Genomic DNA, 20,555 nt, shown 5'->3' on the forward strand with positions numbered 1-20,555 from the left:
CATAGAAGCTGCCTAATGGCTGGCGAAGCCTGACTCAGCATCCAATACACCACCAATAAATATAACCCTATTCGGAGGCATATCCGCATGATCAAAGCCTTTTTGTTCGACATGGACGGAGTCATCATCGACAGCGAGCCGCTTCATTTTGACGTGGACATCAGGGTGATGGCCTATCTTGGAGCGGAAATTACGCAGACGGAACTCGAACCCTACGTGGGCATGACCAATCCCGCCATGTGGGCGGCAATCAAGGAACAATACGGCTTCACTCATACGACCGAGGAGATCATCGCCTACCAGCTCAAGAACAAGCTTCAGGAGCTGGATAAGCTGGAGATCGAACCCATCGAAGGCATCCGCGACCTGCTGGATGAGCTCAAGTCCCGCGGCATCGCAATCGGCTTGGCTTCTTCCTCCCCGCGCATTTTCATTGAAGCGGTTCTGGGCAAATTCGGCCTCGCCGATTATTTCGGCTGCATCGTCAGCGGCGAGGAAGTCCCGCAGGGCAAGCCGGCTCCCGACGTCTACCTGGAAGCGGCAGCCGTGCTCGGCGTCCAGCCTGCCGACTGCGTCGTCCTGGAAGACTCGCGCAACGGCGTGAGAGCTGCCAAGGCTGCCGGCATGCGGGCAATCGGGTTCATCAATCCGAACTCGGGCAATCAGGATCTGTCGGAGGCGGATTTCACGGTCGATCGGATCAGCGGCATCAAGCACTCGGAGCTTTAATGGAATCTGACATTTATCGGACATTGGTTCCGCTATTTTAGTCAAAATGGCTTGAAAACAGATTTATCGGACATTGGTTCCGCTATTCATCTGATTTAGCCCTGAATTGCGGATGAAACAGGCAAATAACGGATCGTATGTCCGATAAATCGAAAAAACCTGTCCGAGAGACCATTTAACGGATCGTATGTCCGAAAACAGTAGAAATAGGATGTCCCAAGCTGTTGCCAGCAGACGGGACATCATTTTTTTTGATCTCAAGCGGCTCTCGCTCCAAAACGAGCAAGGCGCAGAAATTTGGCTCTTTTGCATAAACCTCTCCAAGCGGGGAAGCAGGCGAAAGAATTGGCCTCAACTCACAAAAATACAGGCTTCCGGCATCGCGCCGCCGCTATCCCCTATTCACGGCGGATCCCAAAGCAGCGCTCCAGAGCCTCCGCGTACTGCTCCTCATCAGCAGGCGTCTCTATCCGCACCGAATCGAGCTCGAAAATGCGGAATTCGCCTCCGAGCAGCGTGTTGCGGCCATGGGGAGTCCGAATCGAAGCCTTGTTCTCCTGACGGAAGGGAGAGTCGGGGGCATGCTGGCACCAGAACGACGATGCGGCGAAATCCATCGGCAAATGCGGGTCCTCCGCGAAGCTGTACACCCAGCTCCACTCGCCCCGCTTCCGCTCCCAGAGCATCCAGCCGTAGACCTCGTCCCGTGTGAAGCGGTAGGCTTCCGCGTCCTGCTCCTGCACGGTTCCTTCCTCGATGGTCAAGGGGTAGACCGGCGACCCGGCGCCGGCGCCGACATCGCACATGTACCGCCGCCCGTCCAACGCGACCTGCAGAATATGGTGGCGGCGTTTCGGAGGCAGCGGGCTCTCGTCCCGCCAGAACCGGCCGAAGTAATTCGTCACCCGGAAGCCCAGCGCCTGCAGCAGAGCTCCGAACAGCGCGTTCTGCTCAAAGCAGTAGCCGCCCCGCCGGCGCTGGACGATTTTGTCGTACAGATCTTGGATCGACAGAGAGATCGGGATGCCGCCCACGACATCCAGCGTCTCGTAGGGAACCGTGTGGACATGGCATTTCTGAAGGGCAAAGAGCGTCTCGGCGGACGCCTCTCGCGCGCCCTCGTAACCGATCCGCTCCAGATAGGCATCGATCATCGGCTCGGACAGGAATTCGGCATCCGGCAAAGGCAATGGCTGCAGGTTCATCGTCGGCACCTCGCTTCGGCGTTTTCCTAGTTGTACCACACCTGGCGAGCTGGAGGAACCCCTCCATGCAAAGCTCTATAATCTATCCAAAAAACGCAGAGTTGTCGGTTTTGGCTTTGCGTTTATCGTTCGATGCGGCCATCTTCCTTTCAACTAGGCGAGCCAGCTTCAAAGCGCCTTGATCGATATATTTCATATAATAATGCGACAACACAAATAAGGGCGCCATGGAAGCCATGAACGTAATTGCATAGGCAAGATTGTAGCTGAAATGATGAATCGCTTTGCTGAACAAAAACGCGGAGAATGTAGTGAGGAAAGTGAAATGAATGAGATAGAGGGAAAATGAAACCTTCCCTAAATAAGCAAACACTCTCCATCCGAACAAATGCTGCAGCGCTTTTAAACGAAGAAGGGCGAACAAGATCAGGACAGAACCCAGCGTTCGCGCAAGAAGCCGTGGATCGAGATTGAATTGAATCCATTCATTGATATGTTGTGTCCACACTTGTATGGGCTCGTACATCGTGCCCATCAATGGAGTATAAGGCGCCGAGCCTAAGTAACTTCCCATGATAAGCGCAAGTGCCGGAGGTATTTTGCTTTGGACCCATTTGTGCTTGAGCAGATCGGCAAGCAGCATTCCCCACAAAAAAGCGACAAAATAGGTTTGAATAAAAGCAAGGGACAGGACCGCATACACAATCCATCTTTTTTTCACTCGTCCAAATAAAGCAAGAAATCCGAAAATCAAAAAAGAACCTGCCAGCTCATAGCTCATGGTCCAAAGGACTGGATTGTAAGCATGCGCCTTGAACCGGAAAAACGGATCGAAAATAGCGGCCTTGATGACGGTATATAGATTGGGATCTAAAGCGTAATAATCCTTTTTCATGTCCGTCCATGTTGTTCCCCATATTTCGTGGAGATGGAAGGCATTCATGACAAGGGCCAGATACACAAGCAATACCGATACCGCTGCCGGCACAGCAAGCCGAATGTACCTGCGTATGGCGCTGGATTGCAGCATCTTTAGAAAGGTCTCGCTATCGATTTCTTCAACCATTTTGACACTGAGCACATACCCGCTGAGCACAAAAAACAGGCAAACGGCAAATTGTCCGTTAAAAAATAAATTGATGGGAGAATGTCCGTACCAGACATCCCATTCAAAATGAGCCTACTGCGGCTTTCCATTTAACGCAGCCGGATAAAAGATTTGGATGTAATGCGAAACAACGACGGCAAATGCCACCAGTCCCCTGATGCCGTCTAAATACAATCGTTTTGTATCGAATGTCTCTTTACTCATTTTCCCTCCTTCTTTTCATGAATGGAATGATTGACTTTGACGTTTTGCGGCGCAAAACAAAAATGTCGATTCAACTCGCATTGTATCGACATTGCAAGATCATCGTCTCTGCCATACGAAGTGTCTTTGCTTTATAGCCTGGGTGAATGCCAAGGGTGCTTATCTTTTCATGCATAAGGCTTCATGACACTCTTTGGGACAGGCTCACCATAATCCTAAACAAAACTATATAAACCATTAAATAGAAAACAAATCATACTTGTTTTCCACAAATCACCATCACTTTCTGAATCAAGGAACGCAAAAAAAAGAACATACGGGAGATCGTATGTTCTTTGCGTCTCCTATTCATGTGGAGCGGCCTTGCCTTTTCCTTCGACCAGGCCTCATTCCTAGAGCATCCGCCCGATTGACGCGCCTGCCGCTTGGCTCCCGCTCGAAAGGTCAGACCTTCCGCTGCTCCCCCACCGTGGCGCCGCGCTTCACATCGAGCCGCTCCTTATATTCCACCTGGCCGATCTCGCAGCCCTCTCCGATCGTAATCCGGATGCCCCGCACGATTCCTGCGCGAGTATGCTCAAGATGAATATCGTCGCCTTCGATGACGGAAACCTCAAGGACCGCATCCGACGAGGGACGGAATACGAGGCTGAGCGGACTGATGACGCTTCCGCGAGCGACCTCGATCCTGCCGCCTCCGATTTCCTTGGCGGAAGAGTTCTGATACAGCTTGATGTCGATGTCCCCGGCGTTCAGCAGACCGCCGATCGCGAACATCCCTTTAGGCCGGAACCGCTCCGCTCCGCAATCTCCTGCGACTCTCAAGCTGCCGCGCAGGCTGATGTCTCCGGCCTTGAGAACGCCGCCCACCTCGATATCCCCCGCTCCCGCCAGCTCGCCGATCTCGGCATCCCGTCCGACGATCGCCTTCCCGGTCAGCTTCACCGTTCCGGCGCGCAGAGCTTCCGAGACCCCGTCGCCTACGAGCCGGATGCTCCCCGCTTCGAGACTGCCCTTGATGTCGTAAGTGCCGATGCATCTCATCCCGCTGCATGCGATGCCGCCGCTCACGACGGCATCCCCGACGATCCGGACCTTATCGTAGCTGCCTCCCATCGTGGAGGAAGTCCCCGTCAGCTTCAGATTTCCCTGGTGCGGGCTTGCAGAATCCGTATTCACAGCCAATCCCTCCTTCCGGCGCTACAGCCGGGCATTGCTTCTCACAACGGAGCCGTCCGACAGCTCGAAGCTCTCCTTGTATTCCACCAGGCCGATCTCGCAGCCCGGTCCGATGCGGACGACTGCGCCGCGCACCACTCCGGCCGCCGTGTTCTCCAGGTAGATGACATCGCCTTCGATGACTTGCGCGGTGAGACTGTTCTCCAAGGACACCGGCAGCAGCTTCAGCCACCTTGAGGACGATTTCTCCAGCTCGATGACCTCGATCGTGCCGCCTCCGATCTCGCGGATGTTGCTGCTTCCTTGCAGCATAAGCTTGATCTCGTCCGCATTGAGCGAGTCCATCTGCAGCTTGCCGTTCGAGGCCAGCCTCTCCGCCTCGACGCTCCCGTGGACGGTAACGCTGCCGTTGATCTGGATCGATTCCGCCGCCAGGTTGCCCTCCATCTTGAGCTTGCCTTCAACCGTGCATCCTTCCGTCCGAAGCGGCCCTTCAATCGTCACCATTCCATTGATGACGGTCTTCCGCGCCTCCACGCCGCCCTTCACGGTCGCCTTGCCGTTCACGACGAATTCTTCTTCGCAGGACAGAGCTCCGTTTATCGTGCCCACGCCGTCGATCTGAACCGCTCCGACGTCTCCGCCGGAAGATACGCCGATTCCGGTGATGATCAAATCATTCCTCGTTCCCATTTGAATCCTCCATTCGCCCTTCCTGGGCCGATAGTTTCAGCTTCAGCTCTTCGGTCTTCTTCGCGATCGGAATGCGCAGCACGATCTTGGCATCCTTCTCGGCATAGAATTCCCGGTCCCCGGACAGAAGCAGGACAAGGGACATGCCCATCTTGCGCAGCAGCACCAGCTCGCCCTCATACTCCTCCAGCCGGCCAAGATCATCCAGCAGCACGGCCAGCATGGCCTTGCCCTCTTCCAAATGAATCTGTCCCGTCTGCAGGCTGCAATCGAACACGTACAAAATCAGCAGCTGCTGGAAGCTGTACGTATGCGGCGTCCCCAGATAGGGCTCGCTGTACTCCAGCGCCGTTCGCGAAACAATGTTGCGCGAAAGCAGATCTCCGCGGCTCAGATCCACCTCTGCCGGAGCCGGCGAGAACAGATCCGCCAACTCGTCCAGCGACAGCCCTTCCTTCATGTTCATGATCTGACGGATGCGTCCCAGCACTTGCTGGCGGGGGAAAAAGGTTTCCTGCCCCGTGAACGCGGATCTGCGTATGAACCAATCCTCCGGCAGCAGCTGCTTGCGCTTCCACCGGTACAGCTGGCCATAGGAGATACCGGTCATCTCCAGCAGTTCTTTCTTGGAAATCAAATCTTCCTCCATGAAGCAGCCTCCCTTGTTGCCAATAACGTAACATAACATTGTTACGTTGTAAATCGGTTTCTTGCCGGAGCGGATCTCCTCCTATAGAAGGAGGCAGAGAGGTGTCGACGGAACAGCAAAAAGGCTCCGCTGATCTCTCGGGCGGAGAGATCGGCGGAGCCAGGCTTGAGTTCGTTCAGATCGAACGGCTGATTCCGACTGGAATAGGATTCGTCTTTAAACATGTGGATACTACCCTCCAGACCGATATCAATCAGCTGGAGCGAACCGATTCAGCGCGGCCGATAGCTCACGAAAGCCAGCTGCCGGCTGTCCGGCGACCAGGAGTTGACGTTCATCGTCCCCTGTCCGCCGAACAGCTCGGCCAGCACCCGGGAAGGACCGCCTGCGATCGGCATGAGACGAAGCTCCACCTGCTTGTTCGGAGGATGATCGGCCGGGGCGACATCTCCCTTGCGGTAGGCGATATAGGCAACGGAGCGGCCGTCCGGCGAGACATGGGGAAACCAGTTGTTGCTTTCCTCGTCCGTCATTCTGATCTGCTCCCCGCCGTCCGCGTCCATCCGCCAGATCTGCATCAGGCCGCTGCGGGTGGAGTTGAACCAGATATGCCTGCCGTCCGGCGAATACTCCGGCCCGTCGTCCAGTCCAGGCGCGTCCGTCAGCCTTCTCTCCACCCCGCCATGGACGGGTATCGTGTAGATGTCGTACGCATCGTCCCGCTCGGCGCAGTAGGCCAGCATGCGGCCGTCCGGCGACCAGCCGTGCAGGTAGCTCGGCGCCATCGGCGTCACGAGCACCGGCTGTCCGCCCGCCAGCGGAAGGACGTATATCCGGGATTGCCCGTCCTCCTCGGCATGATGGCTGACGGCGACCTGCGAATTGTCCGGAGAAAGCACATGGTCGTTGTTGCACCAATCGGCGAAGCCGGAGTCGATCTGTGTGCTCGTCCGGCCTGCCAGATCGAACGAATGCAGCAGACCGCCGCTGTTGTAGATCAGCCTTTTGCCGTCGGCCGTCCAGTTCGGCGCTTCGATGAGCTCCTCGAATTCGGCCAGCACGGTACGCTCGCCCGTCCCGATATCCAGCGTCTCGAGGATGCTGACGACGCCGCGGTCTTCCTTCAGGCGGGCTCCCTGCCCTCTTCTTGTTTTCATGGCTTTGCCTCCGCTCTGCAGAGATGATGGATCAGATCGGCATTTCCTTGCCTTCGTAATCGACGAAATGGAACTTCGGCTGCAATTCCGCCTTGCGCTCGATCAAGTCCAGAATGCCCGCCGCGCTGCGGCGAGGATCCGTCGGCGCGCTCTCCCCGCCCATATCCGTCCGCATCCAGCCCGGATGCACGCTGAGCACCTGCACGCCGCCCGCGCCCAGCAGGCTGCGCAGCTGCTCGGTAAACATGTTCAGCGCCGCCTTCGTGATGCCGTACGGGTAGTCGCCGGGATGAGCGTGGGTCAAGCTGCCGGCCTCGGAGGAAATATTGACGATGGAAGCCCGAGGCTGGAGCAGCAGCGGCAGCATATGCTTCACGACGCGCATCGGCCCGTACAGATTGATGTCGAAGGAATGCTCGACATCCTTCATGTCGAGCTCCTCGATAGCCGTGTCGCGAGCCTTCAGCACCGCTGCGTTGTTGACGATGGCGCCGAGATTCACGCCCTTCCGCTTGAGCGAGGCGGCCAGCTCCGCGATTCCCGCTTCGTCTCTCACGTCAAGACGCACGCTTGCCAGCTTGCCGGGAAAATCCGCCTCGAGAGCTTGCATAGCCGCGCTCTTGTCCTGCGGCTCGCGCATGCCTGCGAGGACGTAATGGCCGCGCTCCAGAGCTTCGGCAGCCAGCTCGAAGCCGAGTCCCCTTCCGGCTCCCGTAATGAGAATGTTCATGTCCGTGTTACCTCCTTGGATCGGGCTGGGCTCCTGTCCATCCTTTTGGGCGAGTCCAGATGCTGTCCCGTTAGGCTGAATTCCGCCTGTCCATGCTCCGCTCCGGACGCGGGCAAGTCCATGCTGCCTTGCTCTAGTCGTTCTCCAGCAGCTCCACGAGCACCTTCAGCTGTGGAATCGTGTCGATGTAGGAGTACCGGCCTCCGGTATACTCACCCTTCTGCTGCAGCGGGAATCCCTTGCCCTCCAGCAGCATGATCTTCTCCTTCATCCCTTCGATGACAAAAGCGATATGATGGGGGCCTTCCCCATGCTCATCGAGGTAGTTCCTCCATGTGCTGGGATGCTCGTCCGGCTCGATCAGCTCCAGCTGCAGCGAGCCCATGTCGATGAACGCCAGCTTGGCGCGGGCGGGACTGGGCGCTCCCATGAATTCGGTCTGCGCGGCGTCGGCCGCATCGGTCAGCATCGCCTCCGGCTTCGGAATGCCGAAGAAATCCGCGTAAGCCTGGCTGACCTTGTCGATATCGTGGACGAGAATTCCGATCTGCGTCATGACGTTGTTTCCAAGCAATCCTGCCATAGGGAGCAGCTTCCTTTCCGGTTTGGGAGTGTTGTCTCTCATGAAAATGCCCTTGTCGATGCCTTGCGGTCAAATCCTCCGGCAGGAATCCCGGATGACGAGGCTGCAGTCCTGCCTGATCGAACGGACGAGGACGGCGGCAGGATCATCCTCGTCTCCATCGGACTGTCCTTGCTCGATCTCTCCGATGAGCGCCGAGGTCAGCCTCTGCAGCATCTCCCCCATATCGAAGCGGATCGTCGTGAGCGCAGGGTGATGCCGGCTGCTGAGCGGATGGTCGTCGAAGCCGATGACGGACATCTCCTCCGGCACGGCCAGCCCATGCTCCCGCAGTGCCCGGATAGCGCCGAAGGCTGCGCTGTCATTGGCTGCGATCAGGGCGGTAGGCAGCGGTCCGCCTGCCTGGAGCAGATGCTGCGCGGCCGCATAACCGCCGCTTTCGCTGAAGCTTCCGGGCAGCACCCACTCGGGAGCGACGGTCAGGCCGTTCTTCCGCATGGCGTCCACATAGCCTTCGTATTTCTGCGGACCGGACAGCCGGTTCATATCGCCGTTGATGAGAGCGATATTCCGGTGGCCGAGCTTATGCAAATACGATACCGCCTGCTCCATGCCGAGCGCATTGTTGAACTCCGCCGTCAGCCGGCCCGGCCGCATCAAGCCGTCCTGCACCTGATCCACGATCCCGATCGTGAAGCCCTCCGCCGCCAGCTCGTCCAGGAATGGGTCCCGAATCGCCGCTCCGATGAAGATGCCGCCGTCGATTCGGCGCTGAAAGAAAATTTCCTTGACCCTCCGGAGTGTGACCGTATCGGCCGGATCCCGGATGATATGGGTCAGCACGAAGTACCCGAGGGACGAAGCATGCTCGATGACGCTCACGATGAGCATGTTGGTCAGCGTGTCGCTGGCGACAGTGCCGGGCTCGATCAGGAACAGCCCGATCGTGCGGGAGCTCTTGCCGGCCAGCATCTGCGCGGAAGCGTTCGGGAAATAATTATGTTCCCGGATGACCTCCATGACCTTCTCTCGCGTGTGGGCGGGGACATTGGAGTAATTGTTGATGACCCTGCTCACGGTGCTGCGGGACACCCCGGCCAGCCGCGCGATTTCTACGCTGTTGATATCTGTCTTTTTCATCCGGCTGCCAGCTCCCTTCAGCGTAAACACGCGTTTATGAATACCACTATACGTAAGTTGGAAAGCGCTGTCAACATGGAGCGGGCATAGAGGGAATACGAATGGCGACAAGCTGCCTGCATGTATAAACGCGTGTTTATACTATGCTATAATGAGTATTGAAAGCGCTGGCAAAGCCAAGCCGAAACTGGCAGGCAAGCCGGCAGAACCGACGAAGCGCTCTTGCAAGAGCAGCCGTGTCGGGATGATTGCATGGCGGCGGCAAACCCGCTGCACGATACAAGCAGAGGATGGGATCGCGAATGAGGCTAGGCGGACAAGTGTTGCTGGAGCAGATGAACCCCGAGTCCTGGTCGGAGGCGCTGGCGGAAGCGGGTTTCCGCGCCGCCCCCTTCCCTGTAGAAGGAAACGGCCTCTCCGAGATCGACGAATACGTGAAGGCTGCGCGCAAGCGCGACATCCTCATCTCCGAGGTAGGCGCCTGGAGCAACCCGATCAGCCGGGATGAGGAGACCCGGAGCCGAGCGGCCGCCTATTGCATCGAGCGGCTGAAGCTTGCGGAGCATATCGGCGCGGGCTGCTGCGTCAACATCGCCGGATCGCGGGGCGAGCAATGGGACGGCCCCGATCCGGACAACTTCAGCAGCGAGACGTTCGAGCTGATCGTCGAGACGACCCGCGGCATCATCGACGCCGTGAAGCCGGAGCGGACCGTATTCGCCCTGGAGATGATGCCCTGGGTATTCCCCGACTCCGCGGATTCCTACCTGGATCTGATCCGGGCGATCGACCGTCCCGGATTCGGCGTGCATTTCGATCCGGTCAACATCATCTCCAGCCCTCGCGCCTATTACCGGAACGGGGAGCTGATCCAGGACTTCTTCCGCAAGCTTGGACCTCATATCCGCAATTGCCATGCCAAGGATATCCGGCTCGGCAGCAAGCTGACCGTGCATCTGGACGAGGTTATCCCGGGCACGGGAGCGCTGGACTACCGGATCTTCCTGACGGAGCTGAACAAGCTTCATCCCGATACGACGCTGATCATCGAGCATCTGTCGACCAACGAGGATTATCGGCAGGCAGCCGCCTATATCCGCAGCGTGGCCGCAGAGCTTGGAATCAGGCTCTGAGCAGCATGAATAAACCCGCCTCATTCGAGAGGGCGGGTTTTTGACTTATCGGGACGGCCATCACATTGCAGCCGATCAGCCGTTTTTCATGGCGTCGGGATACACGACCGTATTGAACACTTCGCCCGATGCCTGGTCCTGGATATGGACAGTGACCTTCGTCTTGTCCGCAGCCGTCCCGCTGTATACCTGATAAAGCATGGACGGCAAGGCGACGCCAAGAGCGGCGAATGCGTCGAAGCTGCCTTCATAGGCGGCCTTGTCGCATGGGGCAAAATAAAAGAGACCGCCCTGAAAAGGACGATCTCTGCTGCCATTATTCGAATCGGTACGTCCAGAACCTCTCCGTGCCGAAACGTTCCCGAACCTCGCGGGACGGCTTCTTCTCATCCAGCCCCGGAACCTGGAACTGGGAACGGTGCGCCTGGATGGAGCCGATCTTCTGCTTCAAATAATCGCTGACATCGAATTCGGTATCCGGCGTTCCGATCGCCAGCTGATGATCTTTGGCGAAGGCCATGCAGTATACGACCGGACGCTCCTTCTCCGGAAGGCCTCCGATGACGCGGACGACGGCGGCGCCGGTCGCATCGTGATCCGGATGCACGCTGTAGCCCGGATAGAAGGTGAACACGATGTCCGGCTTCAGCTCCTCCAGAATGGCGCCGATGCTGCCGTCGAGCAGCTCCCGGTCCTCGAACTCGATCGTTTTGTCGTGGAAGCCGAGCATGCGCAGATCCTGGATGCCGATGATGCGGCAGGAAGCCTCCAGCTCCAGCTTGCGCACCTGGGGCAGCGTGATCCGGTTAGCGAACGGCGGAATGCCCATCGTGCGCGCCATCTCTCCGAGCGTCAGGCAGGCGTAGGTGACTTCGGCGCCCTCACGGATCATTTTGGCCAGCGTCCCCGACAGGCCGAAGCATTCGTCATCCGGGTGAGGAAGCACGACTACTATGCGTTTGTTCATACCCAACTCTCCTTTCTTCGCCGCCATCAGAACGGCTCCCGGCTCAGCTGCAGCGCCACGACCAGCTTGCCTGCGCTGTCATGGCCGGCCATGATCAGCCGCTCCGGCTCGGTCTCTTCGTAATGGGTCAGTCCTTCGGAATACACCCATCCCCGCTCCATCTTCAGGCCGACCCGGAAAGGCCCGACACCCGAAATCGAGCCCTGCGAATATTGAATGGAGGCGTTGCTGATGAACGTAGCCGCCGGGTGCTTAGAGCTATCGTTATGGGACGCGTAGGCGCCCGTCGTCATTTCGAGGTGAAGATAAATGTCCTGATCCTTCAATTGGTCGATGCGGCGCTGCACTTCAAGCGCATTGATGAGCTGCATCCTGGTCCCTCCTATTCCGAAATCAAGCTGGAGTCCCGCTATGAGGCAGGACGGCCATGGCCTGTATGCTAAATCTTCTGTAATAATGAAAGATACGCCCATCGAGAAAAAAATGCAAGTAAGCCGCCTGTATTATATGTATTTAAACTTCCGAATCCTCCGATTCATCCTCTGGCTGCAAGCCTCTGCTTCTACCCTACCACAACTGGGCGGGTTGGGGAAAATGACGTTGCGAAGAAGCATCCGATCCGTTCGGATTATAGACAGGATGCGCAGCCAGCCAAAGCCTGATTGCGACCGACATATTTTCTTTTCCTTCATTATTTCTTCGTCAATTATTAATATGTCGATGATGTTTATGTGATAAATTTGAATCACTTCAACCCGCTAAGGAGGAATTCGTATGAAATCGCCTCAAAAGACGTTCATGAAATCAGCGCTTGCCGGATCGGCAGCCGCAGCTCTTCTGGTTGCAGGCCTCATCACCGTTGCTGGCGGCGAAAAGGCCGACGCGGCCCCCAAGCAGGCCAAAAACGTCATCCTGTTCGTCGGCGACGGAATGGGACTGGCCCAGCGCGAAGCGATCCGGCTCGCTACCGTAGGCCAAAACGGCAAGCTGGCCATGGACGCCATGCCTTACGCAGGTCTGATCCACACCAGCTCCACCAGCCCGATTACCGATTCCGCCGCTTCCGCCACGGCCTACGCCAGCGGAGTCAAAACCTATAACGGCGCCATCGGCATGGACGCCAACAAGAAATCCGTCAAGACCATTCTCGAATATGCCAAGGAAACCGGCCGCTCCACCGGGATCGTGACGACGAGCCAGGTGACCGACGCGACAGGAGCCGCGTTCGCCTCCCATGTCGAGGACCGCTCCGCCCAGAGCGACATCGCCCTTCAATACCTGACCAAGAGCAAGGTCGACGTCATTCTCGGCGGCGGCGAGGACTTCTGGTATCCGGCTGGACAAGCGGGGAAATTCCAGGACGAGCCTGCTGAGGATCCATCGGAGAAGAGCAAGGGAACACAGGGCAACCTCGTCGAGAAAGCCAAAAAGCTCGGCTACAGCTATGTAACGAGCGCGTCCGACCTGCAAAAGGCGAAAGGCGGCAAGCTGCTCGGCCTGTTCGCCAACGAAGAAATGTTCCAACAGCGCGAGGAAGGCGATGGAGACATCTACAATCCGGTCGTTTCGCTGCCGGATATGACCCGCAAGGCGCTCAGCACCCTGTCTTCGAACAAAAAAGGCTTCTTCCTGATGGTGGAGGAAGAAGCGACGGATGAGATGGCGCATGAGAACAACGCCAAGCTGACGATCAAGGCCGGCCAGGAGCTGGACAAGTCGGTCCAGATCGCGAAGGATTTCGCCAAGAAGAATCCGGATACCCTCGTGCTCGTGCTGGCCGACCATGAAACGGGCGGCTTCTCCATCGAAGCCGTGGACGACAAGGACGAGTCCGGCGACGGCATCTCCAAGGAAGACGGTCCGTTCGCGATTGTCGGCTCCAAGGACAGCTTCGTCGTCGACTGGACGACTTCCGGCCATACCGGCGTAGACGTGCCGGTCACTGCGACGGGCCGCGGCTCCGAGCTGTTCAGCGGCGTGTTCCAGAACACGGATGTGTTCCACAAGCTGGCGGAGGCGATGGGGATCAAGGTGAAGAAGTAGGGTTTGAATCCAAGCAGCTCCCCGATCCCTGGGGGAGCTGCTTTTTTTCATGCAAAAACTAAAGACACCCTGTTCATTCCGGCTGGCAGAAGGAACCCCGCCTCTTTCACCTTCAGTCCGAACTCCGATTGCAGCACCTCTCGGTAAGCTTCCACCTGAGTACGAATGACAACATGACATAATCAGCCAGGTACTCTAAGGCAACCCGGAAGCAGCGCCTTCAGCCGCTCGGCCAACTGCTTCGCGCCTGCTTCTTGCTAGGGAACATCGTCATGCTTAGCGTTGCTAATGAAAGTCAAAAACGGATGATAGTACCCGCTATGGAAACCCGTCCCCCGGCAGACGGAAGCAATACCGGCGGGAAAGCTTCTGTACTTCCAAAGTCTCTAACTTCTAATGGCGCCCGGGCAGCTTCTCCAGCCTGCTTGAGGCTCTGGATCCGTTGATTCAGGCCGGCATGAGGAGGAAGGCCCAGCAGCTTCGAATCACGAGTGAATTCCGCTGTCACCTCCAGGGTGGACGAGCTGATGGAAGAACCGCTGTCTCCGTGCTTATACTCCAGTCCCATGAGCATAACCGGATGGATGCCGGTCTGATGAGGCATGATTTCGAGCTCCACAAGAACGGCTTTATCCTGCTTGTGGTAAATATCTCCAGCATGAATGATTTTTTCGCCGAAAATATCCTCCGCATAAAGTCCTGAAATGCCGCTGAATCGGACGTAATCCGAAGGCTGCAGTGTCAGCCTCAATTGGCGGGCCGCAAGCGCAAACTGGCTTTGAAGCTCTTCCCGGAACAAGTCGGAGGCAGTCGTGTCAGAGGCGCCGTTCTCCCTCGCTCCTTCCGAAGCCGCCTGTCCGCTTGCGGCTCCTTGAGCCTCAATGACCAGCTGGATTTTCCCGGTTCCGTCCGCCGGCAAATAGGGACGGCTCCATGCATATGTAAAGCTTACAGTTGGGGTTGGAATCATGGATGATGATACCCTCCTCGAGTATGTGCGAATCCCTGCAAGATTAAAACGCCGCTTGGAGAGAGTTGGTATGCGAACATGTGTTCTAGATAAGAAAAAAAGTCCCGAAACGGGGACTTTTAGTCTAGGTTGATGAAGACTCATTTTCACAAGGGCCGTATTACCCGGGAACACCCGTCTATCGCCGCATATGGAAACCTTTATGAACAGTCAGCTGACAGTGATTCAGCCCATTGTTTTTCATTCAAGCGGCACGTCATCCGGAGCCTCGCTCGTCCTCTGCCGTTCGGCCGTTCCGTCCTCCAGCCGCAGCCAGGAGTCGAACTCCCGGCTTCCCTCCGTCAGCTGAATGACGCGGGCTCCGCGCTGGAAGCCATCCCGGCCATAGGTGGCATAACCCGAAGCGCGCCCGTAGGAGAGCCGGATGCCGAGCCACTCTCCCGAGAAGTCATTGACATGGTCATGGCCGCAAAAGGTTCCGATCACGTCGCCGGCCTCCGCCATCGCGGCGAAAAAGCCGCCGTTCACCTCGGCGCAGCATACCCGCTCATGCTTGTTGCCCGAGCAGCAGCCGGATTCCCAAGCGGAATTGTACTCCGGCAGAGGAATGTGGAAGAAGGCCAGTGACGGCAAAGGCTCGCCGCCGCCCAGCTTCCGGTACTTCGCCGAGCGGGAGAGGTACCAATCGCTCTGGTCCCTGCCGATCCAGCCGTAGCCGGGAATCCGATCGACGCGGGAGTAATCGCCGCTGTCCAGGAAGTACAGTGCGGCAGCTGGCTTGCCGTCGCGGCCGAGCACGGCGTGCTCGTAATTGCCCCAGCCGCCGATGCCTGGTGTATGGCCCGTGACGCTGCCGCCGGCATTCTGCAGCTCTCGCAGCAACGCCTCGCGGCTGACGCCGCAGCCTTCCTCGGCGTCATGGTTGCCGAGCACGGCCGCCCATGAGATGCCGCTCTCTGCCGCCGCCGAGACGATCTCGCGCACCGATCCAAGCGGATCGCGGCAATACAGGCTGTAGATCAGATCGCCCGTGAAAACGATGAGATCCGGCTGCTCCGCCTTGATCACCCTTTCCATCAAGGCACGGGTCAACTGATCCTCAGCCTCTCCATTTTGCCAATGCGTATCCGTGAATTGAACGATCTTGAATGTGCCGTCCTTGCGAAACCGCAAGCTTCTGCCCATCTCAGCCAACCTCCTTCATCTCCTCATTCCTATGCTCCATCGCGCTCCGGGTACACTATTTCGGATCGTATGGGCATAAACAGATCGGCCCGCGAAATCAAGGCAGCTTGCCGTGAAGGTGTCTAAGAGCAAGCGCCGTAATTGCAGCTTGCAAACCGGCTTTTTCGGCCAGCCCCCGGTGTCACCGGATTTCAACCGCAAAACGGCAAGAATCAGAGGAATACGGGGACAACAGCGATCGGAAGAATGATCCGCGCACGCAGCGGCAACTTTTTCAGTGGCCTCGGTGCAGCAGCGGAGTTGTTCGTACGAATCTCCTCTGTCTATTCCAAGGATGCGGTCGGATCCGCTTAGTAGCGGGATTTGTAGACGGCTAACGCTGCCGCGTATACGATCAGCAGTCCGATCAGCGCGCTGATGGCATAGATCATTATCCTCTGCAGCTTGTTTCCTTCATATGGCTTCCTCAAGTAGGCATAAAAGCACCAGACGATAATCCCATAGACGGCTCCAATCGTCACATGAAAAGTCGCATCTGCAGGAGCATCGGTCGTATTCAAAAAAATTCCCGCCAATAGAAACAGCGCTACAATAGGCGTCAACGGGATGAAGATGACATTGCCTGCAATAAAAACGGCTTTCCGCAGCTTTTCAGTCACGGCTGCCTCCCCTTCCCCTTTGAACGCCATTGTACGGCCGCATGCAAGATCAGCAGGATCAGCAGCGGCGAGACGGCCTGCTCCCAATGAGAAGCAGCAAAAGATAGGGGCCGGATTCTGAGCTCCGTCAATCCATGCTGCGCAAAAAGAGTAAGCAAAAGAACGTAAACGCCCGTTAGGACGAATCCTGCCCTCAGACGAACGCTCGGCTCAAGCAAGAGCAGAATCAGCAGGATAAGTGCCGCTCCAGCATAGACGGAGAGCCGATTCCCAGCCAGCAAGGAGAGAATCGTTCCTGCCAGAAGGGAGAAAGGAAGCCAGTGCAGGCGTAGCGTGCCTAGCACACGGCTGAATCCGGCAGCCAGGACAGGATTCGATTCGGGCGCTGAGTGCAGACGCAATAGGGCAATGACGGCCAGCAAAGGCAGCATGATTCCTATTCCCCAATCCGGCAGCTTGTCCACATCGAAGCGGTGGGCGGCAAAATAACCGATTCCTGCAAAAAAAGCGAAGTTCAAATACCGGCTCCAAAAACCTCTGTCTCTCGTTAACAACCATACCGAGCAGAGAAGAATGACAGCGCAAGAGAGCTGATCGTTGACCAGCAGCAGCGCGGCCGACGCAAGCAGCGCAGCCAAAACCGCATCCGGTTCCACTAAGCGTATGACACGTCCCATCAGGGCTTGTACGCCTCCTTCAAATCTTCCCATAGCTGGACGCCTTTCGTCCACCAGCTGCGAAGGGAATCCGGCACCAGCGGGCCGTAAGCCGTCTCCGAGCTATTGGATCGATTGCCAGTCATTCGCATGGCAAGCAAATGGGCTTGGTCCAGATCGGGAGCGCTGTATGTCAGCGTATAGATATAATCACGTTGCTCGGTCATGATTTGATAGAGCTCCGATAGTTCCTCCGCACTGTATGAATAGGCTGCTTTGCCGGAAGTCTCTGCAGCCAGCTTTTGCAGAACGCCCATATTGGCTTGTCCGAGCGCCAGGATATAGATCGCCGCGTCTGCGTCCTTCGCAGCTTGAATGGCTTGTTCCATCGTCGCGCCGCTCCCGGAGTCCTCTCCGTCCGTCATAAGAAACAGCGTCTTGCGCCCCTTCTCCGCCGAGAGCATGGCCGATCCGGAGACGATCGCGTCATAGAGGCCCGTGCCTCCGGTCAAGTCCGTGAACACGGTTCTGCTGGCCGCCTTGTAGTTGTCCGTAAGTCCGGACAGAACCTTGACATTCTCCGTAAAACCAAGCACGCCAACCTGGGCCGTTGTTTTTCCCTCAAGGTGGAGGATGAATCTTTCGGCGCCATTCATCGAGAGCAGCTTCGGCCTGCCATTCATGCTGCTGGAATAATCCAGCGCCATGAGAATGCTGCTTGCCGATCGAATCGTCTGATTATCGACCGTAAGCTTCGCATCTGCAATCGGCTTGCCATCCAGTCGGAACACAAAGTCCTGACCGGAAAGTCCCGGCAGCGCTTGATCGGTGATTCGGTCCACAATCCGGAATGTCTGCTGAATCCGACCATTCTCCAGCCTGCAATCCAAGGCCTGCAAATAATAAGGGTAGTTGCCTGTGAACGGCTCCCCTCCCTCGGCATCCTCCTCGGCTTCGCGAACGATTCGAATCGAGACGGGATCAGGAGAGACAATCAGGTAATCGCTTATCTTGCTCTCGGGTTTCAAGTTGTACTCGCCGATAAAATCCTGTTCCCCTCTCGCAAGAGCTACGGTCTCCATGACATCCCAGGTTTGGTACTCGTCCCGCTGCGCCACTTTGACGGAAAGAGGCTTGGGCGAGCGGATCTCAATTCGGTACGCTTGTCCCCACGATACATTCGTCGGCTGCACGACGAAGAGATTGCCTTGCGAGGAAGTCTGTTCCGAGCCGTCCAGCTTCACAAGGATGCTTTGATCGTCTATGCCGGTCAAGGGATTGTCGTACTCCCGGCGAAGCAGCTCCGTTGCCTGCATTTGAGAGCCGTGCGCCACATAACCGGTCCGATTGACCTGCAGGAGGCCCGTATCTTCCTTCAGCTTGCCTGGGTCGGGAATATCCTTGACATTCCGGTCCAGCAGCCTTGCATTTTTGTCCAGTCCTCCACCCAACGTCACACTGCTGATGGGAACTACGGAATCATGCTCCTCATACTTCCAGGAACTTTGATTGATGATGAAGGGGTCAACGGCCAATCTTCCCATCGCATGCCAAGGGTCGTCTACGGTTGCGATCGTAATATACTGCGGCACATAGCGGTTGCTGCTCAATGCCTTGCTGCGGTATTGGGACTCCTCTTGCTCCAAGCGGTGCAGGAACAGATTGGCCACGAACTGCTGCGATTTCATCCTTCCATCCTCATCGACTTGGTACAAAAAGTCGAAGCGCTCCATCATGAGGCGATCCATGACGATATTTTTTGCGCTGGCCTTCTGGCAATCTGTAAACCAGAAGTTGCACCATTTGGTCTCCTTCAACGCCGTGGCTTCATCCAGCTTGCCTCTTTGGGCGAGATGCGAGCCGTCGACATCGTCGAATACAAGCCCTGAGGCTCCCAAAAGTCTCGCCCGGTCATCGAGATAATAGGAACGAGCCGCAGCCAGCTTGGCGTAGTCATCGAATGCCCGGCTGTATCTGTAATCCAGCCCGCCCGGCAAAACATTGGTGCCGACGGACTTAAGGAAGTCGGCATTGCCCGCCTCTGCAAGCTCGTCGCTGCGGAGCTGTTCGACTGGCTTATCCTTGTGCTCGCTGAGCCAGTATTCATAGGGCTGCTTTGGAATCTGCCCCCCAATGTAACGATCAAACATTTCATCTGCATATTGCTCATAATAGCTGCGGTACTTCCGTACATCCTCGTTCTTGCTCCCCCCGATCCAATAGTCGGACGGGTCGTCGATCATATCCTGCACCCGATTGAGAAAAGCAACAGGAGAACCGTGATTAGGCGTTCCGATCATGATGACTCTTCGGACTCTGCTGCGCAGTTCCTCATTCTGAAGCAAATAGTACCGCGTGAGCAAGCCGCCCATGCTGTGGGCGACGATATCGAATTTACCGTCGGGCAGCTTTTCCACCGCTTCGGCAAATCGATTCTGAACGGCCGTGGAGGTGATGTCGTTCCGGTTGTACTCGCTGTAATCCAGACTGATCACTTTGGCGCCGAGTGTCTGGACATAATTATAAAATTCCGATTGCTCCCACGATTCTCCCTTGTCGTTATAACCATGCACGAACAACACCGGCAATGGCTTCACAGCCTTGTAATTGATGATATCCGCATGAACGGGCGGTGGAGGGACAAGCAAGATCAGGAAGCATACGGCAAGAACGAGCGCGACCCCACTCCTCATCCTTGCGCCCCCTCTCCGCTGACAACGTATTTCACCTGTGAAGAATCCCATAAGCCATAGTTGCTCACGACGACTTTGGATCGCACCTTGACGCTGCTGATTTCCTTGCTCTTCACGAAGGACGCGCGCTCTCCAGGCTTCAGCCTCTTGCTTTGTCCGTCAAATTCGATCAGGATCGATCCTTCCTCATCCTCGAGGGTGACCTTCATCGGGATTCCGCCATACAGCCTTGCTTCGTTCAGATAACCGTAGTCCGGGTTCGACTGCGCATCCGGCTGGTTGAATTCAGGAAAATCCAACTGGATCCGGTCCTGGCTTGTCCAGCTCACCTGCTGGGATACGAACCGATCCATGGAGTTCACATCGTGTATGACCGCCAGCCGGTCCTCCTGATTCGGAAGCAGTTCTTGCCGATAAAAGTACATCGCCGCCGTATCTGGATTGAGCGACACGTCCCGTTCGGAAAGATCGCCCAGCTTCTTGCCGTAAACCAGATCCGTATTCAGCTCCCCCACATGCACGACGGTCCATTTTTTACGGAAGGTCAGACGGCTTTCGAGCGGCTGCTCTTTCTTCGCCCACCACTCCTCATCCCTCTGCTGCCCTTGCTCCTTGAGTCGAGCTTCCGAAGCCGATGCTGCTATCGAAGCTGCTGGCAGCTTGTCTTGATGCTCGAAATAGACATATAATCCTGCTATCCCCGCTGCGAACAGAGCCAGCATGATGATACGGACCCACATAAAATCGTTCCCCCCAGCCCATCAAGTCCATAAGCGGACACAGGCATAAATAAAAAGAGCTGCAAACGCAAGACTATACGCCAAAGTCGGCCAGCTTCGAAATGCCGGTGCCGAAGGCGCGCCGGAAATCAC

At 56.8% G+C, this 20,555-nt stretch carries 20 protein-coding genes and 1 pseudogene; 3 read left to right on the top strand and 18 right to left on the bottom strand.

Features of this window, described 5'->3' with window-relative positions:
* Window positions 1-87: 87 nt before the first annotated feature.
* Window positions 88-729, top strand: a complete 642-nt coding sequence (locus tag AC06G8_RS19120; RefSeq protein WP_480283570.1) for an HAD family hydrolase — start codon at window positions 88-90, stop codon at window positions 727-729.
* Between the two features lie 398 nt (window positions 730-1,127).
* On the opposite strand, the gene AC06G8_RS19125 is transcribed toward AC06G8_RS19120, so the two are convergent.
* The 9 genes and pseudogenes from AC06G8_RS19125 to AC06G8_RS19165 form a co-directional block, all read right to left on the bottom strand.
* Window positions 1,128-1,934: an arylamine N-acetyltransferase family protein gene (locus AC06G8_RS19125; protein WP_480283571.1), complete on the bottom strand. Its 807-nt coding sequence runs from the start codon at window positions 1,932-1,934 to the stop codon at window positions 1,128-1,130.
* Window positions 1,935-2,016: 82 nt separating this feature from the next.
* A pseudogene (locus AC06G8_RS19130) lies at window positions 2,017-3,084 on the bottom strand (acyltransferase family protein); the annotation flags it as partial.
* 606 nt (window positions 3,085-3,690) lie between these two features.
* Window positions 3,691-4,425, bottom strand: a complete 735-nt coding sequence (locus AC06G8_RS19135) for a bactofilin (RefSeq protein WP_447664339.1) — start codon at window positions 4,423-4,425, stop codon at window positions 3,691-3,693.
* Window positions 4,426-4,446: 21 nt separating this feature from the next.
* The gene (locus AC06G8_RS19140) at window positions 4,447-5,118 is read right to left on the bottom strand and encodes a polymer-forming cytoskeletal protein (RefSeq protein WP_447664338.1); all 672 of its coding nucleotides are present in this window, start codon (window positions 5,116-5,118) and stop codon (window positions 4,447-4,449) included.
* Window positions 5,102-5,767 carry a YhbD family protein gene (locus AC06G8_RS19145; RefSeq protein ID WP_447664337.1) on the bottom strand — a complete coding sequence of 222 codons (666 nt, stop codon included), beginning with the start codon at window positions 5,765-5,767 and terminating at the stop codon, window positions 5,102-5,104. Before AC06G8_RS19145 ends, AC06G8_RS19140 begins: the two co-directional genes overlap by 17 nt.
* 272 nt (window positions 5,768-6,039) lie before the next feature.
* Window positions 6,040-6,924, bottom strand: a complete 885-nt coding sequence (locus tag AC06G8_RS19150; protein WP_447664336.1) for a TolB family protein — start codon at window positions 6,922-6,924, stop codon at window positions 6,040-6,042.
* 31 nt (window positions 6,925-6,955) lie between these two features.
* Window positions 6,956-7,654 (bottom strand): SDR family NAD(P)-dependent oxidoreductase, encoded by a 699-nt coding sequence (locus tag AC06G8_RS19155; RefSeq protein ID WP_480283572.1) that lies wholly within the window; start codon window positions 7,652-7,654, stop codon window positions 6,956-6,958.
* A 133-nt stretch (window positions 7,655-7,787) separates the two neighbouring features.
* Window positions 7,788-8,237: a VOC family protein gene (locus AC06G8_RS19160; protein WP_447664333.1), complete on the bottom strand. Its 450-nt coding sequence runs from the start codon at window positions 8,235-8,237 to the stop codon at window positions 7,788-7,790.
* A 69-nt stretch (window positions 8,238-8,306) separates the two neighbouring features.
* Window positions 8,307-9,377: a LacI family DNA-binding transcriptional regulator gene (locus tag AC06G8_RS19165; RefSeq protein ID WP_447664332.1), complete on the bottom strand. Its 1,071-nt coding sequence runs from the start codon at window positions 9,375-9,377 to the stop codon at window positions 8,307-8,309.
* Window positions 9,378-9,679: 302 nt separating this feature from the next.
* Between AC06G8_RS19165 and AC06G8_RS19170 the strand changes: the two genes are divergently transcribed.
* Entirely contained in the window at window positions 9,680-10,510 is an 831-nt protein-coding gene (locus tag AC06G8_RS19170) for a sugar phosphate isomerase/epimerase family protein (RefSeq protein ID WP_480283573.1), read from the top strand.
* 75 nt (window positions 10,511-10,585) lie between these two features.
* Here the strand turns inward: AC06G8_RS19170 and AC06G8_RS19175 are convergent, their stop codons facing one another.
* The 3 genes from AC06G8_RS19175 to AC06G8_RS19185 all read right to left on the bottom strand — a co-directional run bounded on the left by AC06G8_RS19175 (window position 10,586) and on the right by AC06G8_RS19185 (window position 11,848).
* The gene (locus tag AC06G8_RS19175) at window positions 10,586-10,711 is read right to left on the bottom strand and encodes a hypothetical protein (protein ID WP_480283574.1); all 126 of its coding nucleotides are present in this window, start codon (window positions 10,709-10,711) and stop codon (window positions 10,586-10,588) included.
* Window positions 10,712-10,826: 115 nt separating this feature from the next.
* Window positions 10,827-11,477: a bacillithiol biosynthesis deacetylase BshB2 gene (gene bshB2 / locus AC06G8_RS19180; RefSeq protein WP_447664328.1), complete on the bottom strand. Its 651-nt coding sequence runs from the start codon at window positions 11,475-11,477 to the stop codon at window positions 10,827-10,829.
* A 26-nt stretch (window positions 11,478-11,503) separates the two neighbouring features.
* On the bottom strand, window positions 11,504-11,848 hold the full coding sequence (locus tag AC06G8_RS19185; RefSeq protein WP_021882082.1) for a YojF family protein: 345 nt from the start codon (window positions 11,846-11,848) through the stop codon (window positions 11,504-11,506).
* A 403-nt stretch (window positions 11,849-12,251) separates the two neighbouring features.
* Here AC06G8_RS19185 and AC06G8_RS19190 point away from each other — a divergent pair, with 403 nt between their 5' ends.
* On the top strand, window positions 12,252-13,520 hold the full coding sequence (locus AC06G8_RS19190) for an alkaline phosphatase (RefSeq protein WP_447664327.1): 1,269 nt from the start codon (window positions 12,252-12,254) through the stop codon (window positions 13,518-13,520).
* A 295-nt stretch (window positions 13,521-13,815) separates the two neighbouring features.
* On the opposite strand, the gene AC06G8_RS19195 is transcribed toward AC06G8_RS19190, so the two are convergent.
* The 6 genes from AC06G8_RS19195 to AC06G8_RS19220 all read right to left on the bottom strand — a co-directional run bounded on the left by AC06G8_RS19195 (window position 13,816) and on the right by AC06G8_RS19220 (window position 20,423).
* Entirely contained in the window at window positions 13,816-14,490 is a 675-nt protein-coding gene (locus AC06G8_RS19195) for a hypothetical protein (RefSeq protein ID WP_447664326.1), read from the bottom strand.
* Between the two features lie 240 nt (window positions 14,491-14,730).
* Window positions 14,731-15,675 (bottom strand): metallophosphoesterase family protein, encoded by a 945-nt coding sequence (locus AC06G8_RS19200; protein WP_480283575.1) that lies wholly within the window; start codon window positions 15,673-15,675, stop codon window positions 14,731-14,733.
* A gap of 350 nt (window positions 15,676-16,025) precedes the next feature.
* Window positions 16,026-16,334, bottom strand: a complete 309-nt coding sequence (locus AC06G8_RS19205) for a hypothetical protein (RefSeq protein WP_480283576.1) — start codon at window positions 16,332-16,334, stop codon at window positions 16,026-16,028.
* A complete protein-coding gene (locus AC06G8_RS19210; RefSeq protein ID WP_480283577.1) occupies window positions 16,331-17,011 on the bottom strand; it encodes a hypothetical protein in 681 nt (226 codons plus the stop codon). The genes AC06G8_RS19205 and AC06G8_RS19210 overlap by 4 nt, the downstream gene beginning before the upstream one ends.
* A complete protein-coding gene (locus AC06G8_RS19215) occupies window positions 17,011-19,683 on the bottom strand; it encodes an alpha/beta fold hydrolase (RefSeq protein ID WP_480283578.1) in 2,673 nt (890 codons plus the stop codon). Before AC06G8_RS19215 ends, AC06G8_RS19210 begins: the two co-directional genes overlap by 1 nt.
* On the bottom strand, window positions 19,680-20,423 hold the full coding sequence (locus AC06G8_RS19220) for a hypothetical protein (RefSeq protein ID WP_480283579.1): 744 nt from the start codon (window positions 20,421-20,423) through the stop codon (window positions 19,680-19,682). Before AC06G8_RS19220 ends, AC06G8_RS19215 begins: the two co-directional genes overlap by 4 nt.
* Window positions 20,424-20,555: the final 132 nt, after the last annotated feature.

This window comes from Paenibacillus sp. SJS-P3, assembly GCF_056711585.1.

Excerpts from the sequence above, each read along its gene's own strand:
- AC06G8_RS19175 (WP_480283574.1), bottom strand. The coding sequence starts at position 10,711 with ATGCTTTATCAGGTATACAGCGGGACGGCTGCGGACAAGACGAAGGTC.
- AC06G8_RS19140 (WP_447664338.1), bottom strand. The coding sequence starts at position 5,118 with ATGGGAACGAGGAATGATTTGATCATCACCGGAATCGGCGTATCTTCC.
- AC06G8_RS19195 (WP_447664326.1), bottom strand. The coding sequence starts at position 14,490 with ATGATTCCAACCCCAACTGTAAGCTTTACATATGCATGGAGCCGTCCC.
- AC06G8_RS19200 (WP_480283575.1), bottom strand. The coding sequence starts at position 15,675 with ATGGGCAGAAGCTTGCGGTTTCGCAAGGACGGCACATTCAAGATCGTT.
- bshB2 (WP_447664328.1), bottom strand. The coding sequence starts at position 11,477 with ATGAACAAACGCATAGTAGTCGTGCTTCCTCACCCGGATGACGAATGC.
- AC06G8_RS19150 (WP_447664336.1), bottom strand. The coding sequence starts at position 6,924 with ATGAAAACAAGAAGAGGGCAGGGAGCCCGCCTGAAGGAAGACCGCGGC.
- AC06G8_RS19210 (WP_480283577.1), bottom strand. The coding sequence starts at position 17,011 with ATGGGACGTGTCATACGCTTAGTGGAACCGGATGCGGTTTTGGCTGCG.
- AC06G8_RS19170 (WP_480283573.1), top strand. The coding sequence starts at position 9,680 with ATGAGGCTAGGCGGACAAGTGTTGCTGGAGCAGATGAACCCCGAGTCC.
- AC06G8_RS19220 (WP_480283579.1), bottom strand. The coding sequence starts at position 20,423 with ATGTGGGTCCGTATCATCATGCTGGCTCTGTTCGCAGCGGGGATAGCA.
- AC06G8_RS19215 (WP_480283578.1), bottom strand. The coding sequence starts at position 19,683 with ATGAGGAGTGGGGTCGCGCTCGTTCTTGCCGTATGCTTCCTGATCTTG.
- AC06G8_RS19155 (WP_480283572.1), bottom strand. The coding sequence starts at position 7,654 with ATGAACATTCTCATTACGGGAGCCGGAAGGGGACTCGGCTTCGAGCTG.
- AC06G8_RS19120 (WP_480283570.1), top strand. The coding sequence starts at position 88 with ATGATCAAAGCCTTTTTGTTCGACATGGACGGAGTCATCATCGACAGC.
- AC06G8_RS19160 (WP_447664333.1), bottom strand. The coding sequence starts at position 8,237 with ATGGCAGGATTGCTTGGAAACAACGTCATGACGCAGATCGGAATTCTC.
- AC06G8_RS19125 (WP_480283571.1), bottom strand. The coding sequence starts at position 1,934 with ATGAACCTGCAGCCATTGCCTTTGCCGGATGCCGAATTCCTGTCCGAG.
- AC06G8_RS19185 (WP_021882082.1), bottom strand. The coding sequence starts at position 11,848 with ATGCAGCTCATCAATGCGCTTGAAGTGCAGCGCCGCATCGACCAATTG.
- AC06G8_RS19145 (WP_447664337.1), bottom strand. The coding sequence starts at position 5,767 with ATGGAGGAAGATTTGATTTCCAAGAAAGAACTGCTGGAGATGACCGGT.
- AC06G8_RS19165 (WP_447664332.1), bottom strand. The coding sequence starts at position 9,377 with ATGAAAAAGACAGATATCAACAGCGTAGAAATCGCGCGGCTGGCCGGG.
- AC06G8_RS19190 (WP_447664327.1), top strand. The coding sequence starts at position 12,252 with ATGAAATCGCCTCAAAAGACGTTCATGAAATCAGCGCTTGCCGGATCG.